This window comes from Streptomyces sp. BB1-1-1, assembly GCF_031597775.1.
GTDB classification, from domain to species: Bacteria; Actinomycetota; Actinomycetes; order Streptomycetales; family Streptomycetaceae; genus Streptomyces; species Streptomyces thinghirensis.
This window is the reverse complement of record NZ_CP134203.1, coordinates 5,688,531-5,712,861: the sequence shown is the minus strand read 5'-3', so window position 1 is coordinate 5,712,861 and position 24,331 is coordinate 5,688,531. Positions and strand designations below refer to the sequence as shown.

The following is a 24,331-nucleotide window of genomic DNA, read 5'->3' as shown; positions in this document are numbered from 1 at the left end:
CGCCACAGTGTGGCGCCGATCCACGACCGAGTCGAAGTCCGGGGAATTAATTCCCCGTATAAATTGCTCCCGAATGTCTCGGACCGCTACGTTGGGCACCCGGGCACTCACTCAACGGCGTCGCCCGGCGGAAGTGCACCGTCCTGCCGACACGGAGGCACGGCAGAGCCACCGCCCCCACACAAGAAGGCACCTCTCCATGACAGAACCCGTGCCCTTGCCCCTACCACTCCTCCACGAGGACCGCCTCGACTACACCCCCACCCAGCGCAGCGTCCCCCTCGCCCGGCGCCGGGCCGCGCGGCCCGTGGCCGAGTGGGGACAGCCGGACCTCGCCGGAGACGTGCCCCTCGTCGTCTCGGAGTTGATGACCAACGCCCTGCTGCACGGCAGCCTCCGGGGACGGCTCATCCGCGTGCACCTCACACGCGATCACCGGATCCTCCGGGTAGAGGTGAGCGATCCTCGGGGTGAGCGGCTGCCCCGCCCGCGCCCGGTCGGGGCAGTCGACGAGCAGTTCGGGCGAGGACTTCAGCTGGTCGGGGCGCTGGCCGACCGATGGGGATGGGAGCCGCGGACCGTCGGCAAGACGGTGTACGCCGAGTGGGATGCCCCGCCCGGCAGGCCGGATCTCCCCTACGCTGAGCGTGTGGACCCCCGCAGATCCGGAGGAGCCTTGTGACCGTGACCGCTGACAGGCCGCAGATGCTCGTCACCGAGTTCGAGGAACTCGCCCGCCACGCCGACCGGAGCATAGAAGGCGCGCGGCTCGAGTTCATCAACGGACATCTTGGGGGGAAGGCCGTGCCCGACGGCGACCACGGACGCGTCATCCAGTGGCTGACGCGCATTTGCATGCAACACCGACCCGACCTGTGGCTGGATCCGACACAGGGACTGGTGATCGAGGCATACCGTGGCGGTCGCGCCCGACCGGACGGCTCACTGGCCCCGGCGGAGGCCTTCGTCGGCCAGGGCGAATGGGCCGACGCCGCCCCCGTCCTCATGGTCGTCGAGGTCACCTCGTACGACTCGGACACCGACCGGCGCGACCGTGTCGAGAAGCCCCGGGCCTACGCCGAGACCGGTATCCCGGTCTACCTCCTGATCGATCGGGACGCCTTCGAGGTGAAGGTGCACAGCCGGCCGGACGGGGGACTGTACGAGACCGTGCAGACGCTGCCCTTCGGCAAGGAGGTCGCGCTCCCCGAGCCGGTCGGGATCGCCCTGGACACCGAGTCGCTGAAGAACTGGGTGCGCTGAGCGAACCCGGCCCGGCGTACGCGAAGGCCCGGATCGTCAGGCGGAAATGCCGTCGATCCGGGCCATGGCGTCCTCCGCGCCGTACGGCTGCAAGTACGGCAGCCAGCGCGGGTCCCTATGGCCCGTGCCGATGATGCGCCAGGCCAGGCCGGTGGGCGGGGCGGGTTTGTGGCGCAGGCGCCAGCCGATCTCGCCGAGGTGCCGGTCGGCCTTGACGTGGTTGCAGCGGCGGCAGGACGCCACGACGTTGTCCCACGCGTGCAGGCCCCCGCGACTGCGCGGGATGACGTGGTCGACGCTGGTGGCGACGGCGCCGCAGTACATGCAGCGGCCCCCGTCGCGTGCGAAGAGCGCCCGCCTGGTGAGCGGGACGGGCCCCCGGTAGGGCACCCGCACGAATCGCTTGAGCCGGACCACGCTGGGTGCGGGCACGGTGACGGTCGCGCTGTGCAGATAGGCGCCGGACTCCTCAAGGCATACGGCCTTGTTCTCGAGGACGAGGACGAGCGCGCGGCGGAGCGGTACGACGCCGAGTGGCTCGTACGACGCGTTGAGAACCAGGACATGCGGCACGGATGCCTCCTTGTACGCCGGCGGCGCGTGGCTCGCGCCGGGACGATCCGTAGTCAGTCTCCCCTCATGGCTGGTGGAAGCGCCACCATGTCCCGGTAACGGGCTGGGAGTGTTTTCGACCACACGGAATGCATCCCCACGACCGTGACCAGTTCAAGCGCGGGTGAGTACCGTCTCTCCCGACCGTTTCGGGCCGATCCGCGCCCGGTGCCCCGTTAGTGTGGTGCTTCTGCCCGTCCGGTGACCTTTCCGTGACCTTGGAGCGGACCTCGGACCCGACCTTGGCCCCGCCCGGTGAGGACGGGTCGCCGCATCTGGAGGTACCCGCCGTGTCCCTGTCCGCCGCCGTCCTGTCGGCCGCCGGTTCGTCGCCGTCCCCGTCGCCGTCCCCGACGGCCCCGGCGGTGCCCTCGCTCCAGGACGCCCAGAAGAGCGCGACGAACGCCGCCGGCTGGGTCGAGGAGAACTGGTCGACGTGGCTCGCGATCGGGCTGCGGGTGCTGCTGATCATGGTGATAGCGGCGGTGCTCAGGGTGGTGGTGCGGCGGGCGATCACCAAGCTGATAGACCGGATGAACCGCAGGGCCGGGACGGGCGCCAGCACCGCGCTGAGCGGCCTGCTGGTCAACGCCGAGCGGCGCCGCCAGCGCTCGGAGGCCATCGGCTCCGTACTGCGCTCGGTGGCCAGCTTCCTCATCCTCGGCACCGCGGCCCTGATGGTCCTCGGCACCTTCCAGATCAACCTCGCGCCGCTGCTCGCGTCCGCCGGTGTCGCCGGCGTGGCGATCGGCTTCGGCGCCCGCAACCTGGTCACCGACTTCCTCTCCGGCGTCTTCATGATCCTGGAGGACCAGTACGGGGTCGGCGACAGCATCGACGCGGGCGTGGCCTCCGGCGAGGTCATCGAGGTCGGGCTGCGGGTGACCAAGCTGCGCGGCGACAACGGCGAGATCTGGTACGTCCGCAACGGCGAGGTCAAGCGGATCGGCAACCTCTCCCAGGGCTGGTCGACGGCCGGTGTGGACGTGACCGTCCGCTCCGCCGAGGACCTGGACAAGGTGAAGGAGACCATCGCCGCCGTCGGCGAGCGGATGGGCAAGGAAGAGCCCTGGAACGAGATGCTCTGGGGCCCGATCGAGGTGCTCGGCCTGGACTCCGTACTGCTCGACTCGATGGTGGTGCGGGTCTCCGCGAAGGTCATGCCCGGCAAGTCCCTCACCGTCGAGCGCGAGCTGCGCTGGCGCATCAAGCGGGCCTTCGACGCGGCCGACATCCAGATCGTCGGCGGTCCCGAGATCCCGGGGCAGCCGGCCGCGGCCGCCGACCCGACGGCCGGCGTCGCGGCGCCGTCGGCGTACGCGAGCACGGTGTCGCCGCAGTCCGTCGCGGCGTCCCCGATCCCTCCGACGAGCACCACAAAGTAGTTCCGGCCCGCGCTCCCCTTCCGCCCCCGAGGTGACGACCGCGTCGTCTCGGGGGCGCTCTCTTGACGCCCCCTCCGCGGCGGCTCTACGTTTCTGAGTCAACAGGAAACTTTCCTAACAGACAAACTTTCCCAACAGACTCGGATCCCGCTCACCTCCGGACGGAGGGCGGCCGGTGGACTTCCTCCACCGGGCACTGAAAAGCTGAGCGGTCGAGAGGCAGGGGTGGACACGCATGGCAGAAATCGCCGGCACGCCGGGCACCCCGCGCGTCCTGCGCGCCATGAACGACCGGGCCGCCCTGGACCTCCTGCTGGAGCACGGCCCGCTGTCCCGCACCCGGATCGGCAAGCTCACCGGCCTGTCGAAGCCGACCGCCTCCCAACTGCTGGCCCGCCTGGAGGCGGCGGGGCTCGTGCTGGCCGGCGGAACGACCGAGGGACGCCCCGGACCCGGCGCCCAGCTCTACGAGGTCAACCCGGCCGCCGCGTACGCCGCCGGGCTCGACGTCACCCCGGACCGCATCCTCGCCGCGGTCGCCGACGTCACGGGGCGCACGGTCGGCCGGCACGAGCTGCCCGCCCCGGGCCGGCGTGCCGCCACTCCCGTCGTCCAGCAGGTCACCGACGCGCTCGACGGCGCGGTGAAGGCCGCCGGACTCGCCCGGGACGACGTCCGCCGCCTCGTCATCGGCACCCCGGGCGCCTTCGACCCGGGCACCGGGCGGCTGCGTTACGCCTCCCACCTGCCCGGCTGGCACTCCCCGACCCTGCTCGGCGAACTCGCCGCCGCCCTGCCGATGCCGGTCGAGTACGAGAACGACGTGAACCTCGCCGCCGTGGCCGAGCAGCGCCTCGGCGCGGCCCGGGGCCACGAGGACTTCGTCCTGCTGTGGAACCAGGAGGGCCTGGGCGCCGCCCTGGTGCTCGGCGGCCGGCTGCACCGCGGCTGGACCGGCGGCGCGGGCGAGGTCGGGTTCCTGCCGGTGCCGGGCGCCCCGCTGGCCCGCAAGGTCAGCCGTACGGGCAGCGGCGGCTTCCAGGAGCTGGCCGGTTCCCAGGCCCTGGCCGGCCTGGCCCGGGAGCTCGGCGTCACTTCCGTGCCCTCCGGGTCGTACTACGAGGTCGCCGCCGCCCTCGTCGCCCGGGCGGCGCGGGCCGCCGCCGCCACCGACGACGACAACGACCCGCACCGCCGCCTGCTCCGGACGTACGCCACCCGACTGGCCACCGGTCTCGCCTCCCTCGTCTCCGTCCTGGACCCCGAACTGGTGGTCCTGAGCGGCACCTCGCTCACCGCGGGCGGTGAGGCGCTGCGCGCCCTGGTCCAGGACGAGCTGGAGGAGCTGGCCGCGTCCAGGCCCCGGCTCGTCGTCGGTGACGTGACCGAGCATCCCGTCCTGCGCGGCGCGCTGGAGAGCGCGCTGGCCACCACCCGCGACGAGGTCTTCGACACCTCGCGCTGAAGCACCCCGCTCACGCTCACGCCCTCTCCGCCACGCCCTTCCCGCCCTGCCCCTCCCACCTCTGCCCCAGGGAGATCCGTCATGACCGGAATATCCAGAAAAGCGGTCCTCGCGGTCGCCGCCTCCGCCTCCCTCACCCTCCTCGCCACCGCCTGCACCGGTCAGTCCGGCACCGGCGCCACGGACGACCCGAACGCCGAGACCACCATCACCTTCTGGCACGGCTGGAGCGCGCCCGCCGAGGTGAAGGCCGTACAGGCGAACGTGGACCGTTTCGAGAGGGCGCACCCCAACATCAAGGTGAAGGTCGTCGGCAACATCAACGACGACAAGCTCAACCAGGCCCTGCGCGCGGGTGGTTCCAGCGGCCCGGACGTGGTGTCGTCGTTCACCACCTCCAACATCGGCAAGTTCTGCTCCTCGGGCGCGTTCCTCGACCTGAAGCCCTTCGTCGAGAAGTCGAAGCTCGACCTGGAGGCGCTCATCCCGAAGCCGATGCTGGACTACACGCAGTTCGAGGGCACGCGCTGCGCCCTGCCGCTGCTCGGCGACGCCTACGGCCTCTACTACAACAAGGACGCCTTCGAGGCGGCCGGGATCGAACAGCCGCCGAAGACCTGGTCGGAGTTCGCCGAGGTGGCGAAGAAGCTCACCAAACCCGAGGGTGACGGCTACGAGCAGCTCGGCTTCATGCCGAACTACCACGGCTACGAGACCGTGGTCGACCACTACATGTCCCAGTGGGACCACGCGTACTTCGACGAGAACGGCAAGTCCAACGTCGCCGAGGACCCGGCCTTCGCGGAGATGTTCAGGTACCAGAAGAAGCTCGTCGACGACCTCGGCGGCTTCGGGAAGCTGGAGAAGTACCGCAACACCTTCGGCGACGAGTGGGGCGCGAAGCACCCCTTCCACACCGGTCAGGTGGCCATGCAGCTCGACGGCGAGTGGCGGCTCGGCATGGCGAAGGACGCGCTGCGGGGAGCTGCGCACCCTGCTCAAGGTCGTCCTGCCGATGGCGAAGCCGGGCATCGCGGCCGTGGCCCTCTTCCAGTTCTTCTACGCCTGGAACGACTACTTCGGCCCGCAGATCTACGCCTCCGAGAACCCCGGCGCCTGGACCCTCTCCTACGGCCTGGAGTCCTTCAAGGGCGCCCACCACACCGACTGGAACCTCACCATGGCCGCGACCGTGCTGGTCATGGCCCCCGTGATCCTCGTGTTCTTCTTCGCGCAGAAGGCGTTCGTCGAGGGCATCACGCTGACCGGAGTCAAGGGATGAGCAAGGGAATGAGCAAAGGACTGATGACCGCATGAAACTCACCGTGGTCGGCGGCGGTTCGACCTACACGCCCGAACTCGTCGACGGCTTCGCCCGGTTGCGGGACACGCTGCCGGTCGAAGAACTCGTCCTCGTCGATCCGGCGGCGGACCGGCTGGAGCTGGTAGGGGGCCTCGCCCGCCGCATCTTCGCCAAGCAGGGCCATGACGGCCGCATCGTCACCACCTCCGACCTGGACGCGGCCGTGGACGGCGCCGACGCCGTACTGCTCCAGCTCCGCGTCGGCGGCCAGGCCGCCCGTGAGCGGGACGAGACCTGGCCCCTGGAGTGCGGCTGCGTCGGCCAGGAGACGACCGGCGCGGGCGGCCTGGCCAAGGCGCTGCGCACCGTGCCGGTGGTGCTGGACATCGCCGAGCGGGTCCGCCGGGCCAACCCGGACGCCTGGATCATCGACTTCACCAACCCGGTCGGCATCGTGACCCGCGCCCTGCTCCAGGCCGGGCACCGGGCGGTCGGCCTGTGCAACGTGGCGATCGGGCTGCAGCGCAAGTTCGCCGCGCTCCTCGGGGTGGCACCCGCCGACGTCCACCTGGACCACGTGGGCCTCAACCACCTCACCTGGGAGACCGGCGTCCGCCTCGGCGGCCCCGAGGGCGAGGACGTCCTGCCCCGGCTGCTGGCCGAGCACGGGGACGCGGTCGCCGCCGACCTCCGCCTGCCCCGGCCCCTCCTGGACCGCCTGGGCGTCGTCCCCTCCTACTACCTGCGCTACTACTACGCGCACGACGAGGTCGTCGACGAGCTGCGCACCAAGCCCTCCCGGGCCGCCGAGGTGGCGGAGATGGAGCGGCGGCTGCTGGAGATGTACGGCGATCCGGCCCTGGACGAGAAGCCCGCCCTGCTCGCGAAGCGGGGCGGCGCCTACTACTCGGAGGCGGCCGTGGACCTGGCCGCGGCCCTGCTCGGCGGCGCCGGCTCCCCGTACCAGGTGGTGAACACGTACAACCGGGGCACGCTGCCCTTCCTCCCCGACGACGCGGTGATCGAGGTGCCGGCCGCGGTGGGCGGCAAGGGCGCCGCTCCCCTGCCGGTACCGGCCGTGGACCCGCTGTACGCGGGCCTGATGGCGAACGTGACGGCGTACGAGGACCTGGCCCTGGACGCGGCCCTGCGCGGCGGCCGGGACCGGGTGCTGCGGGCGCTGCTCGCCCACCCCCTCGTCGGCCAGTACGCGTACGCCGAGCAGCTCACCGACCGGCTGATCGCACACAACCGGGAGCACCTGGCGTGGGCCTGACCGCAAGCCTGCTCGCCGTCGACGCGGGCAACAGCAAGACCGACGTGGCCGTGGTGACGGCCGACGGGGAGGTCCTCGCCACGGCCCGCGGCGGCGCCTTCCGGCCGCCCGCCGTGGGCGTGGAGCGGGCCGTGGACACACTGGCGGAGGCGGTGGCGCGGGCCTTCGCCGCGGCCGGCGTCACCTCCGTCGAGCACGTCTCGGCGTGCCTGGCCAACGCCGACCTGCCCGTGGAGGAGGAGCAGCTGGCCGCCGCGCTGGACGCGCGCGCGTGGGGCACGAGCGTGGACGTACGCAACGACACGTTCGCCCTCCTGCGGGCGGGCGTCGACGAGCCGCTCGGCGTCGCCGTCGTGTGCGGCGCCGGCGTCAACTGCGTGGGCATGCGCCCCGACGGCCGCACCGCCCGCTTCCCGGCCATCGGGCGGCTCTCCGGCGACTGGGGCGGCGGCTGGGGGCTGGCCGAGGAGGCGCTGTGGCACGCGGCCCGGGCGGCGGACGGGCGCGGAGAGCCCACGGAACTGGCCCGCACCCTGCCGGCCCACTTCGGGCTCGGCTCGATGTACGCCCTCATCGAGGCCCTGCACCTGCGGCACATCGAGCCGGTCCGGCGCCACGAGCTGACCCCCGTGCTCTTCGCCACGGCGGCGGACGGCGACCCGCTCGCCCGGGCGGTCGTCGACCGGCAGGCCGACGAGGTGGTGGCCATGGCCACGGTCGCGCTGACCCGGCTGGACCTGCTCGCGGAGGAGACGCCGGTCCTCCTGGGCGGCAGCGTACTGGCGGCACGGCACCCGCAACTCGACGACCGCATACGACACCTGCTGACGTCCCGCGCCCCCAAGGCCGTACCCCGAGTGGTGACGGCACGCCCCGTCCTGGGCGCGGCCCTCCTCGGACTCGACCGAGCGGGGGCACCCCCCGGGGCCCACGCACGGGTCCGGGCCCACTTCGCCACCTGAGACGTCACCACCCGACGCCCACTCCGGGGCCCGGGCCGGGGAACCGAACCGGTTCCCCTGGCGTATTCATGGGCAGGGGTGGTGCGTTGCACCTGGATCGAATCAAGATCGGGTGAAGGCCGGTGCGAATGTCGGTGCGGGCAGGGATACTTGCGGCGACGGATGACCATGGGGGAGGTCAGCAGTGACTCGACCGCCGAAGGGCAGCGCGGCGCCACCGCCGGGCACCGGCGCGCCCGCCCTGCCCGCCGTACCGCCGCAGCCCCGGCCACTGCCCCCGCAGCGCACGGGCGGCGCACCCGCCGGGCCCCCGCCCTCGGAGCCCCGCCGCACCGCGTTCGCCGAGGGCGTGGACCGGCTGCGCGCGGCGGCCGTCACCGAGCCGGGGCGGCTGCGGATCATCGGCGCGCTGCTCGCCGCGCTCGTCGTCGCCTTCGGCGCCGTCACCGCCTGGCAGATGAACGCCCGGTCCCAGGCCGCCGACGACGTGCTCACCCGCAGCCAGCCGCTCACCTCCGACGCGGCCGACATCTACCGCTCCCTCGCCGACGCCAACACCGCCGCCTCCAGTGGTTTCCTGGCCGGCGGACAGGAGACCAAGGCGTCCCGGGACCGGTACGAGAAGGGCATCCGCACGGCCGCCGAAGGGCTCGTGACGGCCGCCGCCAACTCCGACCCCGACTCCCCCTCCGCGGCGACCATCACCGAGCTCAACCGCCTCCTGCCCGAGTACAAGGGCCTCATCGAGCGCGCCCGCACCTACAACCGCCAGGGCTTCCCGGTCGGCGGCGCCTATCTGCGCTACGCCAACGAGAAGATGCAGCAGGACATGCTCCCGGCGGCGGAGGACCTCTACAAGAAGGAGAACCAGCGGCTGCGCGCCGACTACGCGGACGCCAGGCCCTACCCCTGGGCCGCGCTGACCCTCGGCGTCCTCGCGCTCGCCGCCCTGGCCTGGGCGCAGCACCGCAACTACCGGCGTACCAACCGGGTGCTGAACCACGGCATGGTCGCCGCGACGGCCACCGCCACGATCGTCATGCTCTGGCTGGTCGTCGGCCACAGCGTCGCGCGGTCGAACCTGGGCGACTCCTACGACCACGGCGTACGCTCCCTGGACGTGCTGCACGACGCCCGCATCGCCTCCCTCAAGGCCCGGGGCAACGAGAACCTCACGCTGGTGGCACGCGGCGCGGAGACGAAGAAGGTGGGCGACGAGACGTTCGACGCCTACGACTTCGACTTCGGGAAGAACATGGACACCCTCGGCAAGGGCCTGGCCGAGGCGGAGCGGCTCGCCGACGACGAAGCGGGCGAGCGGCCGGTCGCGGCGGCCAACGGCGACATGGCGGAGTGGAAGAAGCGCCACGCCTCGGCCCGTGAGCAGGACGAGAGCGGCAACTACCAGCAGGCGCTGGACCTGGTCATCGGCGGCAAGGGCGCCACGGTCGAGTGCTTCGACGGCGTCGACACCTCGCTGGCCGCCGCCATCGAGCACGAGGAGCGGGAGTTCGAGCAGGCGGCGGGGGACGGGCTGGACGCGATGGGCTATCTGCCGCAGGGCGCCGGCGTCCTGGCCGGGCTCGGCGCGGCCGGCGCGCTGCTGGGTATCGGCCGCAGGCTCTCGGAGTACCGGTGAAGCGGGGCGCGGGCCCGGCGGACGGGCGGGGAGGGACACCCGTGGAAGGAGGCACGAGGATGCGTGCACGACGACTGCGGGCCGGACTGAGGGGTTGGGGCGGTGTGGGGGCGATGGCCTTCGCCTGCGCCCTCGCCGTGCTCTTCGCCCTGCTCCTGCCGGTGGTCCGCTCGCACGGCGAGACCGGCGGCGCGGGCACCGGCACCGCCGGCCACGGGGTGGCCCACGGCAGCCAGGCGCGCGCGGCCGAGGAGTGCACGGACCCGGAGCAGCAGACGCTGTCCCCGGACGACGCCGACGGCCCCACCATCGACGAGATCCAGAGCCGCGAGGGCGAGAAGCGCAAGCTGATCGTCGGCGTCGACCAGAACAGCTACCGCTGGGGCTACCGCGACCCGAACAGCGGCGGGGACGCCGAGCTGGAGGGCTTCGACATCGACCTGGTGCACCGCATCGCGGAGGACATCCTCGGCGACCCGGACGCCGTGCAGTTCAAGGCGATCCCCACCGACCAGCGCATACCCGCGATCCAGGACGGCCGGGTCGACATGGTGGTCCGCACGATGACCATCAACTGCGACCGCATACAGGACGTCGCCTTCTCCGCGCCCTACTTCGAGACCGGCCAGCAGGTTCTCGCGCCCAAGTCCTCGGACATCACCGGGTACAACGACACGCTCGCCGGCAAGAGGATCTGCTCGGCGGCGGGTTCGACGGCGTTCAGCACGCTGGAGCAGGACCAGCAGGACGGCAAGCTGTCCGCCGACGCCGACCTGAGCACCACCGTGCCCAACCAACTCGACTGCCTGGTACGGCTCCAGCTCGGCGAGGCCGACGCGGTGGTCACCGACGGCGCGCTCGCCGCGAGCCAGGCCGCGCAGGACCCGACGGTCGAACTGCAGGGCGACGCCTTCACCACCGAGTACTACGGCGTGGCGATGAAGAAGGATGCCGACGATCTGGTACGCCGGGTCAACCAGATCCTGGTGGAGTGGCGCGCGGACAAGGCCGAGGGCTGGCAGCACTCGTACGACGAATGGCTGTCGGAGACCATGGGGGACGACTCGAGGAAGTCGGAGCCGCCGCCCCCGCAGTATCTGCGCGAGAACTGAACGACCGCCGCAGCGCAGGGAAAGAGCACGCACAAGTCCGCGACAGCGAGGGGTGATCGATGGGCGACACGGGACCCACCGGGCCGGTGATGGACCGGGACGAGGTGGACCGTGCGCTGGCGCGGCTCGGCGCGGAGCACGAGGCGGTCGAGACCTCGCTCCTCTCCCTCCAGGACCACGCGGGCCGCAGACTCCTCGAAGGCGCCGAGCTCACCGGGGTGACCGGCGAGCGCTGGGCCGCCGCGGAGGCCTCGATCACGCTGCTGTGGACCTACTTCGACGCGTACACGGGCGCGCTGCGCACGGCACGGGAGATCCGCTCCCGGCGCCGCTGGTCCAGCCGCGAGGACCTGGCCGAGCTGACCGAACTGCTGCGCGGCGAGGCCGTCACGGTGGCCGGCGGCGCCACCGCCACGGCCGCCGCGCCCACCCTGGACGGCGGTCCGGGACGGCTCAGCGAGCGCTACTCGCTGGCGACCCTGGTCGATCGGATGAACCAGCTCTACGCGACCTCCCTCGACATGGTGGTCGCCGCCGACGCGGTGTGGTCGGCGCTGCCCGCGCGGATCGATTTACTCGCCGCCGAGCTCCAGCGCACCCGCCGCCTCGCGCACTCCGTGGGCGTCCGCCCCGGCGAGCACCCGGCCGGCGACGACCTGGAGCGGATCACCCGCACCCTGACGAAGTTGCGCGAGCGGGTGGTGTCCGACCCGCTCGCCTTCTGGCTGCCCGCCGAGGGCAGTTCCGCGCCGGGCGGCGGCCGGCCCGACACCACGGTGTACGACCGGGAGGCGCGCGCCCTGGAGGACGTGCGCCGCGAGATCGACGCCGTGCTGACGGTGCGCCAGGACGCGGAGCGCCGGATCGTGTCCCTGCGGGACATACTCTCCCGCGCGGACCGCACACTCGCCGAGGCCCGCACCGCGCGCGGCGAGGTGCTGGCGAAGATCGCCGCGACGGAGGTGCCGGTCGTCAGCGGGCCGCCGACGGTGCTGCAGGAGCAGCTGGCGGCGGCCGCCGAGTACCGCAGACACGCGCAGTGGCACCGCCTGTCCCCGCTCCTGGAGTCCCTGGAGGAGAAGGCGGAGGACGAGCTGCTGCGCGCCCGCGAGTCGCTGACGGCGGTCACCGCGCCGCTGGCGGTCCGCGCGGAGCTGCGCGGCCGGCTCGACGCGTACAAGGCGAAGGTGGCCCGGCTCGGCCACGCCGAGGATCCCGAGCTGGCCGAGAAGTACGAGAAGGCGCGCCGCATGCTGTGGAGCGCGCCCTGCGACCTGCGCGTCGCCGAGCAGGCCGTGCTGCGCTACCAGCACGCGGCGGCCGACCTGCTCGGCTCCGCCCCGCGCGTGCCCGGTCAGGGCGGGCCGGTGGACCGGACGGGGCCCGGCGCGTGAGCGACAGGGCAGGCCCCGCGACCTCGGCAGGATCCGAACGACACTCCGTAGGGGGGAGGCAGTGTCATGAGTGAGGCACAGCGGACGTGTCAGCGTCCCGGCTGCGGCGGGGCCTACGAGGACATGGGCGGCGGCGAGCTGTACTGCGACACGTGCGGTCTCGCGCCGGTCGTCGCCGCCAACGGCATGGTGGGCTCGACGCCGACCGGGGTCACCGGTGGCGGCGGCCGGGGCTCACGCGGATCGCGCGGTTCGGCGGGCAGCGGCAGTTCGCGGTCCAGCGGCCGCAGTTCGCGTACGTCGTCGCAGTCGTCGCGCTCATCGAGGTCTCGGCGTTCGGTGTCGGGACGGCTGTCGCGGTCGGTGTCGGGACGCTCGACGGGCCGGTCGGTGTCGGTGCGCAGCTCGGGTTCCCCCGCCGGTTCCTCCGCGCGCGGACGCCTCGGCGCCGGCCTCGTCGAGGTCCCGGCGATCCCGCGGCCCGACCCGCGCGCGATGGTCCTGGACAACCCGGAGGTGCCCGAGCGGAAGCGATTCTGCTCGCGCTCGGACTGCGGGGCGCAGGTCGGGCGGGCGCGCGGGGAGCGGCCCGGGCGCACGGAGGGCTTCTGCACCAAGTGCGGCCACCCGTACTCGTTCGTGCCCAAGCTGAAGGCCGGGGACGTCGTGCACGGCCAGTACGAGGTGGTGGGCTGCCTCGCGCACGGCGGGCTCGGCTGGATCTACCTCGCCGTGGACAAGGCGGTCTCCGACCGCTGGGTGGTCCTCAAGGGCCTGCTGGACACCGGCGACCAGGACGCGATGGCGGCGGCCATCTCCGAGCGCCGGTTCCTCGCCGAGATCGAGCACGCCAACATCGTGCGGATCTACAACTTCGTCGAGCACCTCGACCAGCGGACGGGTTCGCTGGACGGCTACATCGTCATGGAGTACGTCGGCGGCAAGTCGCTGAAGGAGATCGCCAACGCGCGGCGCTCCCCCGAGGGCAGGCGCGACCCGCTGCCGGTCGAGCAGGCCTGCGCGTACGGCATCGAGGCGCTGGAGGCGCTGGGCCACCTGCACAGCCGCAACCTGCTCTACTGCGACTTCAAGGTCGACAACGCCATCCAGACCGAGGACCAGCTCAAGCTGATCGACATGGGCGCGGTGCGCCGGATGGACGACGAGGAGTCGGCCATCTACGGCACGGTGGGCTACCAGGCGCCGGAGGTCGCCGACGTCGGCCCGTCGGTGGCGTCCGACCTGTACACCGTCGGCCGCACCCTCGCCGTGCTGACGTTCGACTTCCAGGGCTACACCAACGTCTACGCCGACTCCCTGCCGGACCCGGACACCATCGACGTCTTCAGGCGGTACGAGTCGTTCTACCGGCTGCTGGTGCGCGCCACCGACCCCGATCCGGCCCGCCGGTTCGCCTCCGCGCAGGAGATGGCCGAGCAGCTGACGGGCGTGCTGCGCGAGGTGGTCTCGCTCCAGACGGGCCGCGCCCGGCCCGCCGTGTCCACGCTGTTCGGCCCGGAAATCAGGGTGACGGACACGGAGTTGTTCCCGCGGCTGGACGGCGACGTGTCGCGACTGGGGGCCCGGGTGCCGGGCACGAGGAGGCGCGGCTCCGCCTCGGCTCCGGCGCTGGGGCCGGGCGGCGCGGGCAACGGCCCCGCGCTGCCGGGCGGGACGAGCGCGGCGGTCGGGGCGCCGGGCGGGACGGGCACGGGCTACGGCGGGCCCGGCGGGCCCGGCACGAGTACCGGACCGGCCGGCGGAGCGGGCGCGAGCGCCGGGCTGCCGGGTGCGGTGAGCTCGGTCGGCGAGGTCGGCGGACCTGGCGAGGTCGGCGGACCTGGCGGTGTCGGCGCTGTCGGCGGACCCGGCGCCGTCGGCGGACCTGGCGCCGTCGGCGGGCCCGGCGGAGCCGGCGCTGTCGACGGGCCCGGTGGGCTCGACGTCCGTGCCTCCGGCCTGGTCAAGTCGGCCGACGCGCCCACCGCCGCCCTCGCCCTGCCGGTGCCCCGGGTCGACGCGGGCGACCCCAACGCGGGCTTCCTGGCGGGCCTCATGGCGTCCGCGCCGGCTGAGCTGCTGACCGCGCTGGCCGCCGCGCCGGCGCCGTCGACCGAGACCCGGCTGCGGCAGATCCGGGCGCGGCTGGAGAACGGCGACGCGCCCGGCGCGCTGACGGCCCTGGAGACGCTGGAGGGCGAGCGGCCGGACGACTGGCGGGTGGTCTGGTACCGGGGACTGGCCGCACTGGTGACCGGGGATCACGAGGTCGCCGCGCTGGCCTTCGACGCCATCTACGACGCCTTCCCGGGCGAGATCGCGCCCAAGCTCGCGCTCGGCCTGTGTGCGGAGGTGCTGGGGCAGCTCGACAACGCCGCCGAGTACTACCGCCTGGTGTGGTCGTCCGACCCGAGCCATGTGAGCGCGGCGTTCGGGCTGGCCCGCGTGCAGCTCGCCGGCGGCGACCGGACCGGTGCCGTACGGACGCTGGAGTCGGTACCGGAGTCGTCCATACACTGCACGGCCGCGCGCGTCGCGGCCGTACGGGCACGGCTGCGGCAGCGCACCGCGGGCGCGGGCGACGTGGCGTTCCTGGACGATCTGGTCGCCGCCGCGCGGCAGGTCGAGGCGCTGGACGTGTACGGTCTGGATCCGGCGCGGCGCGAGCAGCTGTCGGCCGAGGTCCTCGGCTGCGCGCTGGACTGGGTACTCTCCGGAGGTCAGGGTTCCGTCCCGCCCGCCGCCGGGGGACGGACGCTGCTCGGCAGCGGCCTGGACGAACGCGGCCTGCGCTTCGGCCTGGAGCGTTCGTACCGCACGCTGGCTCGGCTGGCGCGGGGCGGCGAGGAGAGGATCGACCTGGTGGAACGTGCCAATCGTTACCGCCCCCGGACGTGGGTGTAGTTGATGTCGCAGATGCCCCAGCAGGCCGCCGTGTCGAAGTGCCCGAGCTGCGAGGAACCCCTCGAGTCGGGCGACCGCTTCTGCGGTGCGTGCGGATACGACCTGTCCGCAGTGCCCGCGCGGCCCGACGACAGCCCGACGATCGCCATGAGCGGCTCGGTGCCCGCGCCGTCCTCGCCGCCGGACGGCGTGGACTGGCCCGTGGCCCGGGACTCGGACGGCTCCGGCCGGCCCGCCCCGGTGCACGCGGCGGCCGAGGTGCCGGGCACCGACTCGGGCGGCTCCCCGCTGCCGCCGACCCCACCGGCCGCACCGCCGATGCCGGCGGCGCCGCCGGAGTCACCCGCGCCCGGCGTGCGGTTCGACCGTCCCGACCGGCCGGGGGAGCCCGAGGAGTACCCGCTCCAGGCGCCCGACCCGCGACTGGCGACCGAGCCGCAGGCCCCCGCCGGACCGGCGGGACCGGCACCGGCCGCGGGCGCCAAGGTGTGCGTGGCCTGCCGCGCGGGCCGGGTCGACGACGACGGCTACTGCGAGAACTGCGGGCACGCCCAGCCCCGCGAACGCGACCACATGGAGCAGGAGTCCGGCCCCGTCGCCGCGGTCAGCGACCGCGGTCTGCGCCATCACCGCAACGAGGACGCGTTCTCCGTCGGCTGCACCGCGCTGCCCGACGGCACGCCCGCGACCGTGGCGATCGTCTGCGACGGCGTGTCCTCCGCGACCCGCCCCGACGACGCCTCGCTCGCCGCGTCCCGGGCGGCCGGCGAGTCGCTGCTCACCGCCCTGCCGCGGGGCACGCACCCGCAGCAGGCCATGCACGACGCCATCCTCGCCGCCTCGCACGCCGTCAACGCGCTGGCGGACGAACCCGCCACCGCCCGCGAGCAGGCCCCGCACCAGAACGCGCCCGCCTGCACCCTGGTCGGCGCCGTGGTGGCCTCGGGCCTGCTGGTCGTCGGCTGGGTCGGCGACAGCCGCGTCTACTGGGTGCCGGTCGACCGGAGCACCCCGCCCGCCCGGCTCACCGAGGACGACTCGTGGGCCGCGCAGATGGTCGCGGCCGGCCTGATGAGCGAGGCCGAGGCGTACGCCGACGAGCGCGCCCACGCGATCACCGGCTGGCTCGGCGCCGACGCCTACGAACTGGAGCCGCACACCGCGTCCTTCAAGCCGGACCGCCCGGGTGTGGTCGTGGTCTGCACGGACGGCCTGTGGAACTACGCCGAGTCGGCGGAGGAGATGGCCGAGGCCATGCCCCTCGACGCCGCCGCGCGCCCGCTGCACAGCGCCCGCGTCCTGGTCGGTCACGCCCTGGACGGCGGGGGCCACGACAACGTAACAGTGGCCCTCCTGCCGTTCCCGGCCCCGCCGCAGGGGGCAGGATCGGCCTGAGAGCCATCGCGCGGGTACAGGTACGGGTACGGGCGCGGGGTGGTCTCGCGGGTCGCAGGGGGCGGCCCGCGCCGGCAGCCAGACACCCCACCACCGTGGGGACGTAGAGGGGGATGCGATCCGGCATGGCCAATTTCTCGAAGTCGAACGTGCCGCAGTTCTCGGTGGACGTCTACCAGAACGAGTACCTGCCCGAGGGCGGCCGTGAGGTCAACGCCATCGTGACGGTCACCGCGACCGGCGGCGGCACGATCGGGAGCGCGGTCGCCGCGCCCCACCTGTACTCACCGGGCCAGGGTCCGTCCGCGGCCGTGGCGGTGATGGTCGACTGCTCGGGCTCGATGGACTACCCGCCGACCAAGATGCGCAACGCCCGCGACGCGACGTCCGCCGCGATCGACACCCTGCGCGACGGCGTGCACTTCGCGGTGGTCGGCGGCACGCACGTCGCCAAGGAGGTCTACCCGGGCGGCGGCCGGCTCGCGGTCGCCGACGCCACCACCCGGGAGCAGGCCAAGCAGGCACTGCGCAAGCTGAGCGCGGGCGGCGGCACCGCCATCGGCACCTGGCTCCGGCTGGCCGACCGGCTGCTGTCCACCGCGGACGTCGCCATCCGGCACGGCATCCTGCTCACCGACGGCCGCAACGAGCACGAGTCGCCGGAAGACCTCAAGGCGGCACTCGACTCCTGCGCCGGGCGGTTCACCTGCGACGCCCGGGGCGTGGGCACCGACTGGGAAGTGAAAGAAGTCACAGGCATCGCCTCCGCCATGCTCGGCACCGCCGACATCGTCGCCGACCCGGCCGGCCTCGCCGCCGACTTCACGCGGATGATGGAGACGGCCATGGGCAAGGAGGTCGCGGACGTCGCCCTGCGCCTGTGGACCCCGGTCGGCACCACGGTGAAGTTCGTCAAGCAGGTCGCCCCCACGGTCGAGGAACTGACCGGCCGCCGCACCGAGGCGGGCCCGCGTGCCGGGGACTACCCCACCGGTTCCTGGGGCGACGAGTCCCGTGACTACCACGTCTGCGTGGAAGTACCGGCCGCGAACCTCGGCCAGGAGATGCTGGCCGCCCGCGTCTCCCTGGTCATCCCGGAGCCCGACGGAAGCGTCCAGAACCTCGGCGCGCAGGGTCTCGTACGGGCCGTGTGGACGGACGACATGGCCGCCTCCACGTCGATCAACCCGCAAGTGGCCCACTACACCGGGCAGGCCGAACTGGCACAGGTCATCCAACAAGGGCTTGATCTGCGCAAAGCGGGAGACTTCGACGGAGCAACGGCCAAACTGGGCCGTGCGGTTCAGCTCGCCGGAGCCTCCGGAAACGCGGATACCGCGAAACTGCTCGCGAAGGTGGTGGACGTCGTCGACGCGGCGGAAGGTACTGTGCGACTGAAAGCGAAGGTCGAGGAGGCCGACGAGATGACTCTCGAGACTCGGTCGACAAAGACTGTTCGTGTAAAGAAGTGACGCAGGACAACACACTCCACAAGCCCGCAAGAGGGGGAAGCTCCGACATGCCGACCTGCCCGAACGGACACCAGTCGGGTTCCGACGACTGGTGCGAGGTCTGCGGTCACCGCATGGCCGGTGCCGTGCCGCCCCCTCCCCCGCCTCCGCCCCCGGGCGGCGGCTACGGCTTCCCGCCGCCCGGCGGTCCCGGTGGCCCCGGCGGTCCCGGTGGCCCCGGTGCCGAACCGCAGCTGTGCCCGCAGTGCCGCACGCCGCGTGAGGGCGCGGCGCCGTTCTGCGAGGAGTGCCGGTGGAACTTCCTCACCAACACCGCCACCTCGTACACCCCGGCCGCGCCGCGCCCGCCGGCGCCCGGTGGTCCGGCGCCGCACTTCCAGCAGCCGCCGGCGGGGCCGTCGTACGGCGGCGGTGACTCGTACGACTACCAGGGCTCCCGCCCGTCCCAGATGAACCGCCCCGCCGAGCCGATCCCGCCGGGACCGCCCTTCGGCGGCGGCCCGTCGGGGCCGGGTGGTCCGGGCGGCCCGGGCAGTGGTCCCGGTGGTCCGGGCGGCCCGGGCAGTGGTCCCGGTGGTCCGGGCGGGCCCGGCAGTGGTCCCGGTGGTCCGGGTCCCGGTGGTCCGGGCGGCCCGAATGGTCCCTCCGGACCCTTCAACCCCGGCGGCCCTGGTGGTCCTGGTGGCCCCGGTGGTCCTGGTGGCCCGCAAGGCCCCGGCGGCCCCGTTGGTCCCAGTGGCCCGCAAGGCCCCGGCGGCCCGCAGGGTCCCGGTGGCCCTGGTGGTCCCGGTGGTCCCGGTGGCCCGCACCGTCCTGGCGGTCCCGGCGGTCCTGGTGGCCCCGGCGGCCCGCCGCCCCCGCCCGGTTTCGGTGCCGACCCGTCGCGGCCGGTTCCGCCGCCGCCCGGCCCCGGTGGGCCGGGGGGTGCCCCGCAGGCGTACCAGCAGTCCGGCCCGCCGGCCCCGCCCGCCTTCCCGCAGGAGACCAACCGCCCGCAGCAGGGCGGCCCGTCCTTCGGCGGCGGTGACGACGACTGGGTGCTCTCCCCGCCGTCGTCCACCGGACAGGGCGGACCGGGCGGACCGGGCGGACCGAGCCCGGCCCAGGGCAACGGCTACGGCTATCCGCCGCCCGGCGCGACCCAGGCCCCGCCGCCCCCGCCGGGCGGCGGCTACGGGTTCCCCCAGCAGCCCCAGCAGCCGCAGCGGCCCCAGCAGCCGACGACCTGGACGGCGACGATCGGGCCGGACCGCGACTACTTCATGGCGATGATGCAGCGTTCCGGTCCCGAGGCCGCGGGCCTGAACCTGCCCGCGTACTCGCCCGAGCAGCAGCGCACGCTCACCGGCAACCAGTTCACGATCGGCCGCCGCCGGCACTCCACCGGCGACACCCCGGACATCGACCTGGCGGTGCCGCCGGAGGACCCCGGCGTCTCGCACCAGCACGCGGTGTTGGTGCAGCAGCCGGACGGCAGCTGGGCGGTCGTCGACCAGAACTCGACGAACGGCACGACGGTCAACGGCGGCGACGAGCCGATCCAGCCCTTCGTGCCGGTGCCGCTCCAGGACGGCGACCGGGTGCACGTCGGCGCCTGGACGACGATCACGATCCGCCGGGGCTGACGGGACAGGGCCCCGCCGTGCCCGTCAGGTGAAGGGCCAGGCGTACGGGCCCTCCGGGTCGTCCAGCCAGGCCCAGGCCCGTTCGCCGCTGACGGTGATCCCGTAGCGCTCGCGCTGCGGCGCGCCCTCGCGGTCCCACAGGGCGTACGCCTCCTGCGGGTCGAGGCTGCCCCGGCCGAGCGCCAGCAGGAAGCGGAACAGGTCGTCCTCCCGGGCCCGGCGCGGCACCCCGCCGAGGCCCGGCGTGTCCGGCTCGGACCGGTCCGCGCCGCGCAGCGGCACGAAGTACGCGGGCGTGTGCAGGAAGCGGCCCTCGGCGTGCCCGGCGTCGCGGACCGTGAGGACGACCAGGCCGGTGGCGAGCGGGGTCAGGATCCGGCCGCCGGGGCGGCACTGGGCGAGCCAGGCGCGCGGGATCGAGGGCAGCGCGCAGGTGGCGAGGATCCGGTCGTAGGGAGCGCGTTCGGGCACCCCGCGGGCGCCGTCGCCGGTGACGACGGCCGGGTGGTACCCGGCGGCAGCCAGGTGCCGGCGGGCCGACTCGGTGATGTCGGTGTCCAGATCGACGGTGGTGACCAGGTCGTCGTCGCCGAGCCGGTGGGCGAGCAGGGCGGCGTTGTAACCGGTGCCGGCGCCGATCTCCAGGACCCGGTCGCCGTCTCTCACGCCCAGCTCCACCAGCATCATCGCCATCAGCGACGGCTGGCTGCTGGAGGAGAGCAGTTCGCCGTCGCGCAGCCGGGTGGCCAGCGGGGTGTCGGCGTAGGCGCCGTGCACCCAGCGCTCGCGGGCGTGCCGGTCGGGGTGTTCGCCCCACCGGCGTTCGTAGCCGCCCCGGACGCCGACGTAGTAGTAGGGAACGAAGAGGTGGCGCGGAACCGTCGCAAAGGCCTCCCGCCACACCGGCTCGGCCGCCCAGGCGCCGCTCAGCTCGATCTCCCGCACCAGCTCCGCCCGCGCGGAGGCGGCGAGGCCGTCCAGATCCCGGTGCCCGCCCATGCCTCCACAGTACGGGGGTCCTAGGACTCAAGTCCTATGTCCCGGCGTCTGAGACCATGGACGACGTGAACGAGATTCGGCGCGGCACGCTTCAGGAGCAGACCTTCTACGAGCAGGTCGGCGGGGAGGAGACCTTCCGCCGGCTCGTCCACCGTTTCTACCAGGGGGTCGCCGAGGACCCGATCCTGCGGCCGATGTACCCGGAGGAGGACCTGGGCCCGGCCGAGGAGCGTTTCGCGCTCTTCCTCATGCAGTACTGGGGCGGCCCGACGACGTACAGCGACAACCGCGGCCACCCGCGGCTGCGGATGCGTCACGCCCCCTTCGCCGTCGACCGGGCGGCGCACGACGCCTGGCTGAAGCACATGCGGGTCGCCGTCGACGAGCTGGGGCTCTCCGAGGAGCACGAGCAGACGCTCTGGAAGTACCTGACGTACGCGGCGGCCTCGATGATCAACACTGCCGGCTGACCCCGTGACTTGGCGCCGGAATCCGGTCGTCCGGCGCCGGAATCCGGTCACGGCCGCCGTACGGCCGGACGTCAGCGAGCAGGACTGAGCGGGCAGGACCGATCAGGCGTGACTGATCGGGCCGGAGCGACGCAGGACGAGTGACGCCGGACGAGCGGCGTCTGGGTCAGCGCACGCTGATGCCCAGCGCCCCGGTCCCCGCCCGGCGCAGGGCGACCGACCCGAAGGGCGTGCGCAGCCGCAGCCACGCGCCCGAGGAGAACAGCTGCGGTGCGTCCTCACCGGACGCCCCAGGGGGCCGCAGGAACCCCAGTGACTGGGCCGCGTGCACGGCCCGGACCGGCAGCCCGGTGTCGCCGACCGTCCGGGACCATATCTCCCGCCCGATCCGGTCCAGCTCGGCCCGCGTACGGCCCTCGGGCGCCAGCTCCCCGGTTCGGGTGCGGAACTCCGCCACCGCGGCGGCGACCAGCGCGCGCAGGGCGTCCGGGGCGGGCAGCCCCGGCTCGGGGCGCCAGCCGCCGCGCGGGGGCAGTACGCCGGCCCACGGCGGCCCGGTCACCGCCCCCGGTACTCCGGCGGTGGCCGCAGCCTCGTCCACCGTCTCCAGCAGCTCACCGGCGGACACGGTCACGTCCAGCGTGGCGTCGAGGCCGTTCTCGTACGGCTTGGCCAGCCGCACCGCGCGCACGGCCAGCACCTCGAAGGAGGGCGGCCGGCCGAAGACGGCGAGGGCGGTGCCGGCCGCCTGGAGGCGCACCGCCGCCGAACGGTCGTAGTGGAGCAGGCGGGAGAGGAAGGCGGCGAGATCCGCGGCCTCCCCCTCGTCGGCCAGATGGAGGACCGTCATGCGGCGACGGCCTCCTCCTTGTCGTCCGTGTACTCGCGAAGGAACTCCCGTTCCTCCGCGGTGATCCGGCGCGGCATCTGCGTCTCGAAGTCGAACGGCACGATCACCGTCGAGGCGCGGACGTAGACCTGGTCGCCGTCCTTGACCTCGTAGGTGAGCGTGAAGGAGGCGGCCCTTATCTCCGTGACCCACAGCTCGATGTCGACCGGGTGGTGCCGGTGGACGAGCTGCCGCTTGTAGTCGATCTCATGGCGTGCCACCACGGACCCCTGCTTGAAGTCCTTCTCCGGGCGGAACAGGAAGTCGATACGGGCCTCCTCCAGGTAGCGGAGGAAGACCACGTTGTTGACGTGGCCGTACGCGTCCATGTCCGCCCAGCGCAGTGGGCAGCGGTAGATGTGCCGCAAGATCAGCCCCGGGTCAGCTTCTTGTAGGTGGCACGGTGCGGACGCGCGGCGTCGGCGCCGAGCCGCTCGACCTTGTTCTTCTCGTACGAGTCGAAGTTGCCCTCGAACCAGAACCACTTGGAGTCACCCTCGTAGGCGAGGATGTGGGTGGCGACGCGGTCCAGGAACCACCGGTCGTGGGAGACGACCACGGCGCACCCGGGGAACTCCAGCAGGGCGTTCTCGAGGCTGCCGAGGGTCTCGACGTCGAGGTCGTTGGTCGGCTCGTCGAGGAGGAGCAGGTTGCCGCCCTGCTTGAGGGTGAGCGCGAGGTTGAGCCGGTTGCGCTCACCGCCGGAGAGCACGCCGGCCGGCTTCTGCTGGTCCGGTCCCTTGAACCCGAAGGCGGAGACGTACGCCCGCGAGGGCATCTCGACCTGGCCGACGTTGATGTAGTCCATCTCGTCCGAGACGACCGCCCAGAGCGTCTTCTTCGGGTCGATGTTCTCGCGGCTCTGGTCGACGTAGGAGATCTTGACCGTGTCGCCGACCTTGATGCTGCCGGAGTCCGGCTCCTCGAAGCCCTGGATCATCTTGAAGAGGGTGGTCTTGCCGGCGCCGTTCGGGCCGATGACACCGACGATGCCGTTGCGCGGCAGCGTGAAGCTCAGGTCGTCGATGAGGACCTTGTCCCCGAAGCCCTTGGTGAGGTTGTTGACCTCGACGACGACGTTGCCCAGGCGCGGGCCCGGCGGGATCTGGATCTCCTCGAAGTCCAGCTTCCGCATCTTGTCGGCCTCGGCCGCCATTTCCTCGTACCGCGCGAGACGCGCCTTGGACTTGGCCTGCCGCCCCTTGGCGTTGGACCGCACCCACTCCAGCTCGTCCTTGAGCCGCTTGGCGCGCTTGGCGTCCTTCTGGCCCTCGACCTTGAGGCGGGTCTGCTTGGTCTCCAGGTACTTGGAGTAGTTGCCCTCGTAGCCGTGCAGCCGGCCGCGGTCGACCTCGCAGATCCAGCCGGCGACGTTGTCCAGGAAGTACCGGTCGTGGGTCACGGCCACGACGGTGCCCTCGTACTTGGCGAGGTGCTGCTCCAGCCAGTTGACGGACTCGGCGTCGAGGTGGTTCGTCGGCTCGTCGAGCAGCAGCAGGTCGGGCGCCTCCAGCAGCAGCTTGCACAGCGCCACACGCCGCTTCTCACCACCGGAGAGGTTCACGACGGGCCAGTCACCGGGCGGGCACCCCAGCGCGTCCATGGCCTGCTCCAGCTGGGCGTCCAGATCCCAGGCGTTGGCGTGGTCCAGCTCCTCCTGGAGCTTGCCCATCTCCTCCAGCAGGGCGTCCGAGTAGTCGGTCGCCATCTGCTCGGCGATCTCGTTGAACCGGTCGAGCTTGCCCTTGACCTCGGCGACACCCTCCTGGACGTTCTCCAGGACGGTCTTCTCCTCGTTCAGCGGGGGCTCCTGGAGCAGGATGCCGACCGTGTAGCCCGGCGACAGGAACGCGTCGCCGTTCGACGGCTGCTCCAGCCCCGCCATGATCTTCAGAACGGTCGACTTACCGGCGCCGTTCGGTCCGACCACACCGATCTTCGCGCCGGGCAGGAAGCTCAGGGTGACATCATCGAGGATCACCTTGTCGCCGTGCGCCTTGCGCGCCTTGCGCATGGTGTAAATGTACTCAGCCAAGAGAAACCGTCCGGCAGCTTGATCAGGCAGTGGGCAGATACACCCCATCTTGCCGCACCGCCACCCCTGCGAGGAAACGCGTTCCGCTCGACCCCTCTGACCTGGGCTTTCGCGAGACCTCGACGCCCGTC

The 24,331-nt window shown here is 72.8% G+C and carries 19 protein-coding genes and 2 pseudogenes; 16 read left to right on the top strand and 5 right to left on the bottom strand.

The window, feature by feature from the left end; all coding sequences use genetic code 11:
• The first annotated feature begins 199 nt into the window (after nucleotides 1-199).
• Both RI578_RS26220 and RI578_RS26215 read left to right on the top strand, forming a co-directional pair.
• Nucleotides 200-682 (top strand): ATP-binding protein, encoded by a 483-nt coding sequence (locus tag RI578_RS26220; protein WP_310873367.1) that lies wholly within the window; start codon nucleotides 200-202, stop codon nucleotides 680-682.
• Nucleotides 679-1,263 (top strand): Uma2 family endonuclease, encoded by a 585-nt coding sequence (locus RI578_RS26215; RefSeq protein ID WP_310873366.1) that lies wholly within the window; start codon nucleotides 679-681, stop codon nucleotides 1,261-1,263. The genes RI578_RS26220 and RI578_RS26215 overlap by 4 nt, the downstream gene beginning before the upstream one ends.
• A gap of 36 nt (nucleotides 1,264-1,299) precedes the next feature.
• Here RI578_RS26215 and RI578_RS26210 read toward each other — a convergent pair whose 3' ends face one another.
• Nucleotides 1,300-1,836, bottom strand: coding sequence for an HNH endonuclease (locus RI578_RS26210; protein ID WP_019325428.1), 537 nt, complete (start codon nucleotides 1,834-1,836; stop codon nucleotides 1,300-1,302).
• Between the two features lie 329 nt (nucleotides 1,837-2,165).
• Here RI578_RS26210 and RI578_RS26205 point away from each other — a divergent pair, with 329 nt between their 5' ends.
• The 13 genes and pseudogenes from RI578_RS26205 (at nucleotide 2,166) to RI578_RS26145 (ending at nucleotide 19,807) form a co-directional block, all read left to right on the top strand.
• Nucleotides 2,166-3,260: a mechanosensitive ion channel family protein gene (locus RI578_RS26205; RefSeq protein WP_310873365.1), complete on the top strand. Its 1,095-nt coding sequence runs from the start codon at nucleotides 2,166-2,168 to the stop codon at nucleotides 3,258-3,260.
• 235 nt (nucleotides 3,261-3,495) lie between these two features.
• A complete protein-coding gene (locus RI578_RS26200) occupies nucleotides 3,496-4,725 on the top strand; it encodes an ROK family transcriptional regulator (RefSeq protein ID WP_310873364.1) in 1,230 nt (409 codons plus the stop codon).
• Nucleotides 4,726-4,806: 81 nt separating this feature from the next.
• A pseudogene (locus RI578_RS26195) lies at nucleotides 4,807-5,775 on the top strand (extracellular solute-binding protein); the annotation flags it as partial.
• Nucleotides 5,702-6,007 (top strand): annotated as a pseudogene (locus RI578_RS26190) (carbohydrate ABC transporter permease); the annotation flags it as partial. The pseudogenes RI578_RS26195 and RI578_RS26190, both read left to right, overlap by 74 nt.
• Before the next feature lie 31 nt (nucleotides 6,008-6,038).
• A complete protein-coding gene (locus RI578_RS26185) occupies nucleotides 6,039-7,304 on the top strand; it encodes a 6-phospho-beta-glucosidase (protein ID WP_310873363.1) in 1,266 nt (421 codons plus the stop codon).
• Nucleotides 7,295-8,266, top strand: a complete 972-nt coding sequence (locus RI578_RS26180) for a BadF/BadG/BcrA/BcrD ATPase family protein (protein ID WP_310873362.1) — start codon at nucleotides 7,295-7,297, stop codon at nucleotides 8,264-8,266. The genes RI578_RS26185 and RI578_RS26180 overlap by 10 nt, the downstream gene beginning before the upstream one ends.
• Before the next feature lie 184 nt (nucleotides 8,267-8,450).
• Nucleotides 8,451-9,905 (top strand): hypothetical protein, encoded by a 1,455-nt coding sequence (locus RI578_RS26175; RefSeq protein WP_310873361.1) that lies wholly within the window; start codon nucleotides 8,451-8,453, stop codon nucleotides 9,903-9,905.
• A gap of 59 nt (nucleotides 9,906-9,964) precedes the next feature.
• Nucleotides 9,965-11,017, top strand: coding sequence for a glutamate ABC transporter substrate-binding protein (locus RI578_RS26170; protein ID WP_310873360.1), 1,053 nt, complete (start codon nucleotides 9,965-9,967; stop codon nucleotides 11,015-11,017).
• 59 nt (nucleotides 11,018-11,076) lie between these two features.
• Nucleotides 11,077-12,411, top strand: a complete 1,335-nt coding sequence (locus tag RI578_RS26165) for a hypothetical protein (RefSeq protein ID WP_310873359.1) — start codon at nucleotides 11,077-11,079, stop codon at nucleotides 12,409-12,411.
• A gap of 66 nt (nucleotides 12,412-12,477) precedes the next feature.
• The gene (locus tag RI578_RS26160) at nucleotides 12,478-15,315 is read left to right on the top strand and encodes a tetratricopeptide repeat protein (protein ID WP_310873358.1); all 2,838 of its coding nucleotides are present in this window, start codon (nucleotides 12,478-12,480) and stop codon (nucleotides 15,313-15,315) included.
• Between the two features lie 3 nt (nucleotides 15,316-15,318).
• On the top strand, nucleotides 15,319-16,710 hold the full coding sequence (locus RI578_RS26155; RefSeq protein WP_310873357.1) for a protein phosphatase 2C domain-containing protein: 1,392 nt from the start codon (nucleotides 15,319-15,321) through the stop codon (nucleotides 16,708-16,710).
• 125 nt (nucleotides 16,711-16,835) lie between these two features.
• Nucleotides 16,836-18,182, top strand: coding sequence for a VWA domain-containing protein (locus RI578_RS26150; RefSeq protein WP_310873356.1), 1,347 nt, complete (start codon nucleotides 16,836-16,838; stop codon nucleotides 18,180-18,182).
• Nucleotides 18,183-18,229: 47 nt separating this feature from the next.
• Nucleotides 18,230-19,807 (top strand): FHA domain-containing protein, encoded by a 1,578-nt coding sequence (locus RI578_RS26145; protein ID WP_310873355.1) that lies wholly within the window; start codon nucleotides 18,230-18,232, stop codon nucleotides 19,805-19,807.
• 24 nt (nucleotides 19,808-19,831) lie between these two features.
• Here RI578_RS26145 and RI578_RS26140 read toward each other — a convergent pair whose 3' ends face one another.
• Nucleotides 19,832-20,806 carry a methyltransferase domain-containing protein gene (locus tag RI578_RS26140; RefSeq protein ID WP_310873354.1) on the bottom strand — a complete coding sequence of 325 codons (975 nt, stop codon included), beginning with the start codon at nucleotides 20,804-20,806 and terminating at the stop codon, nucleotides 19,832-19,834.
• A gap of 56 nt (nucleotides 20,807-20,862) precedes the next feature.
• On the opposite strand from RI578_RS26140, the gene RI578_RS26135 reads away from it, so the two are divergent.
• Nucleotides 20,863-21,276 carry a globin gene (locus RI578_RS26135; protein ID WP_310873353.1) on the top strand — a complete coding sequence of 138 codons (414 nt, stop codon included), beginning with the start codon at nucleotides 20,863-20,865 and terminating at the stop codon, nucleotides 21,274-21,276.
• A gap of 166 nt (nucleotides 21,277-21,442) precedes the next feature.
• Here RI578_RS26135 and RI578_RS26130 read toward each other — a convergent pair whose 3' ends face one another.
• From RI578_RS26130 to ettA, 3 genes are read right to left on the bottom strand one after another with little or no spacing between them, the layout of a single operon-like run.
• Nucleotides 21,443-22,126, bottom strand: a complete 684-nt coding sequence (locus RI578_RS26130; protein ID WP_310873352.1) for a hypothetical protein — start codon at nucleotides 22,124-22,126, stop codon at nucleotides 21,443-21,445.
• Nucleotides 22,123-22,533, bottom strand: coding sequence for a thioesterase family protein (locus tag RI578_RS26125; RefSeq protein ID WP_121747045.1), 411 nt, complete (start codon nucleotides 22,531-22,533; stop codon nucleotides 22,123-22,125). Before RI578_RS26125 ends, RI578_RS26130 begins: the two co-directional genes overlap by 4 nt.
• A 2-nt stretch (nucleotides 22,534-22,535) precedes the next feature.
• Nucleotides 22,536-24,200 carry an energy-dependent translational throttle protein EttA gene (gene ettA / locus RI578_RS26120; protein WP_121747046.1) on the bottom strand — a complete coding sequence of 555 codons (1,665 nt, stop codon included), beginning with the start codon at nucleotides 24,198-24,200 and terminating at the stop codon, nucleotides 22,536-22,538.
• Between the last annotated feature and the right edge of the window lie 131 nt (nucleotides 24,201-24,331).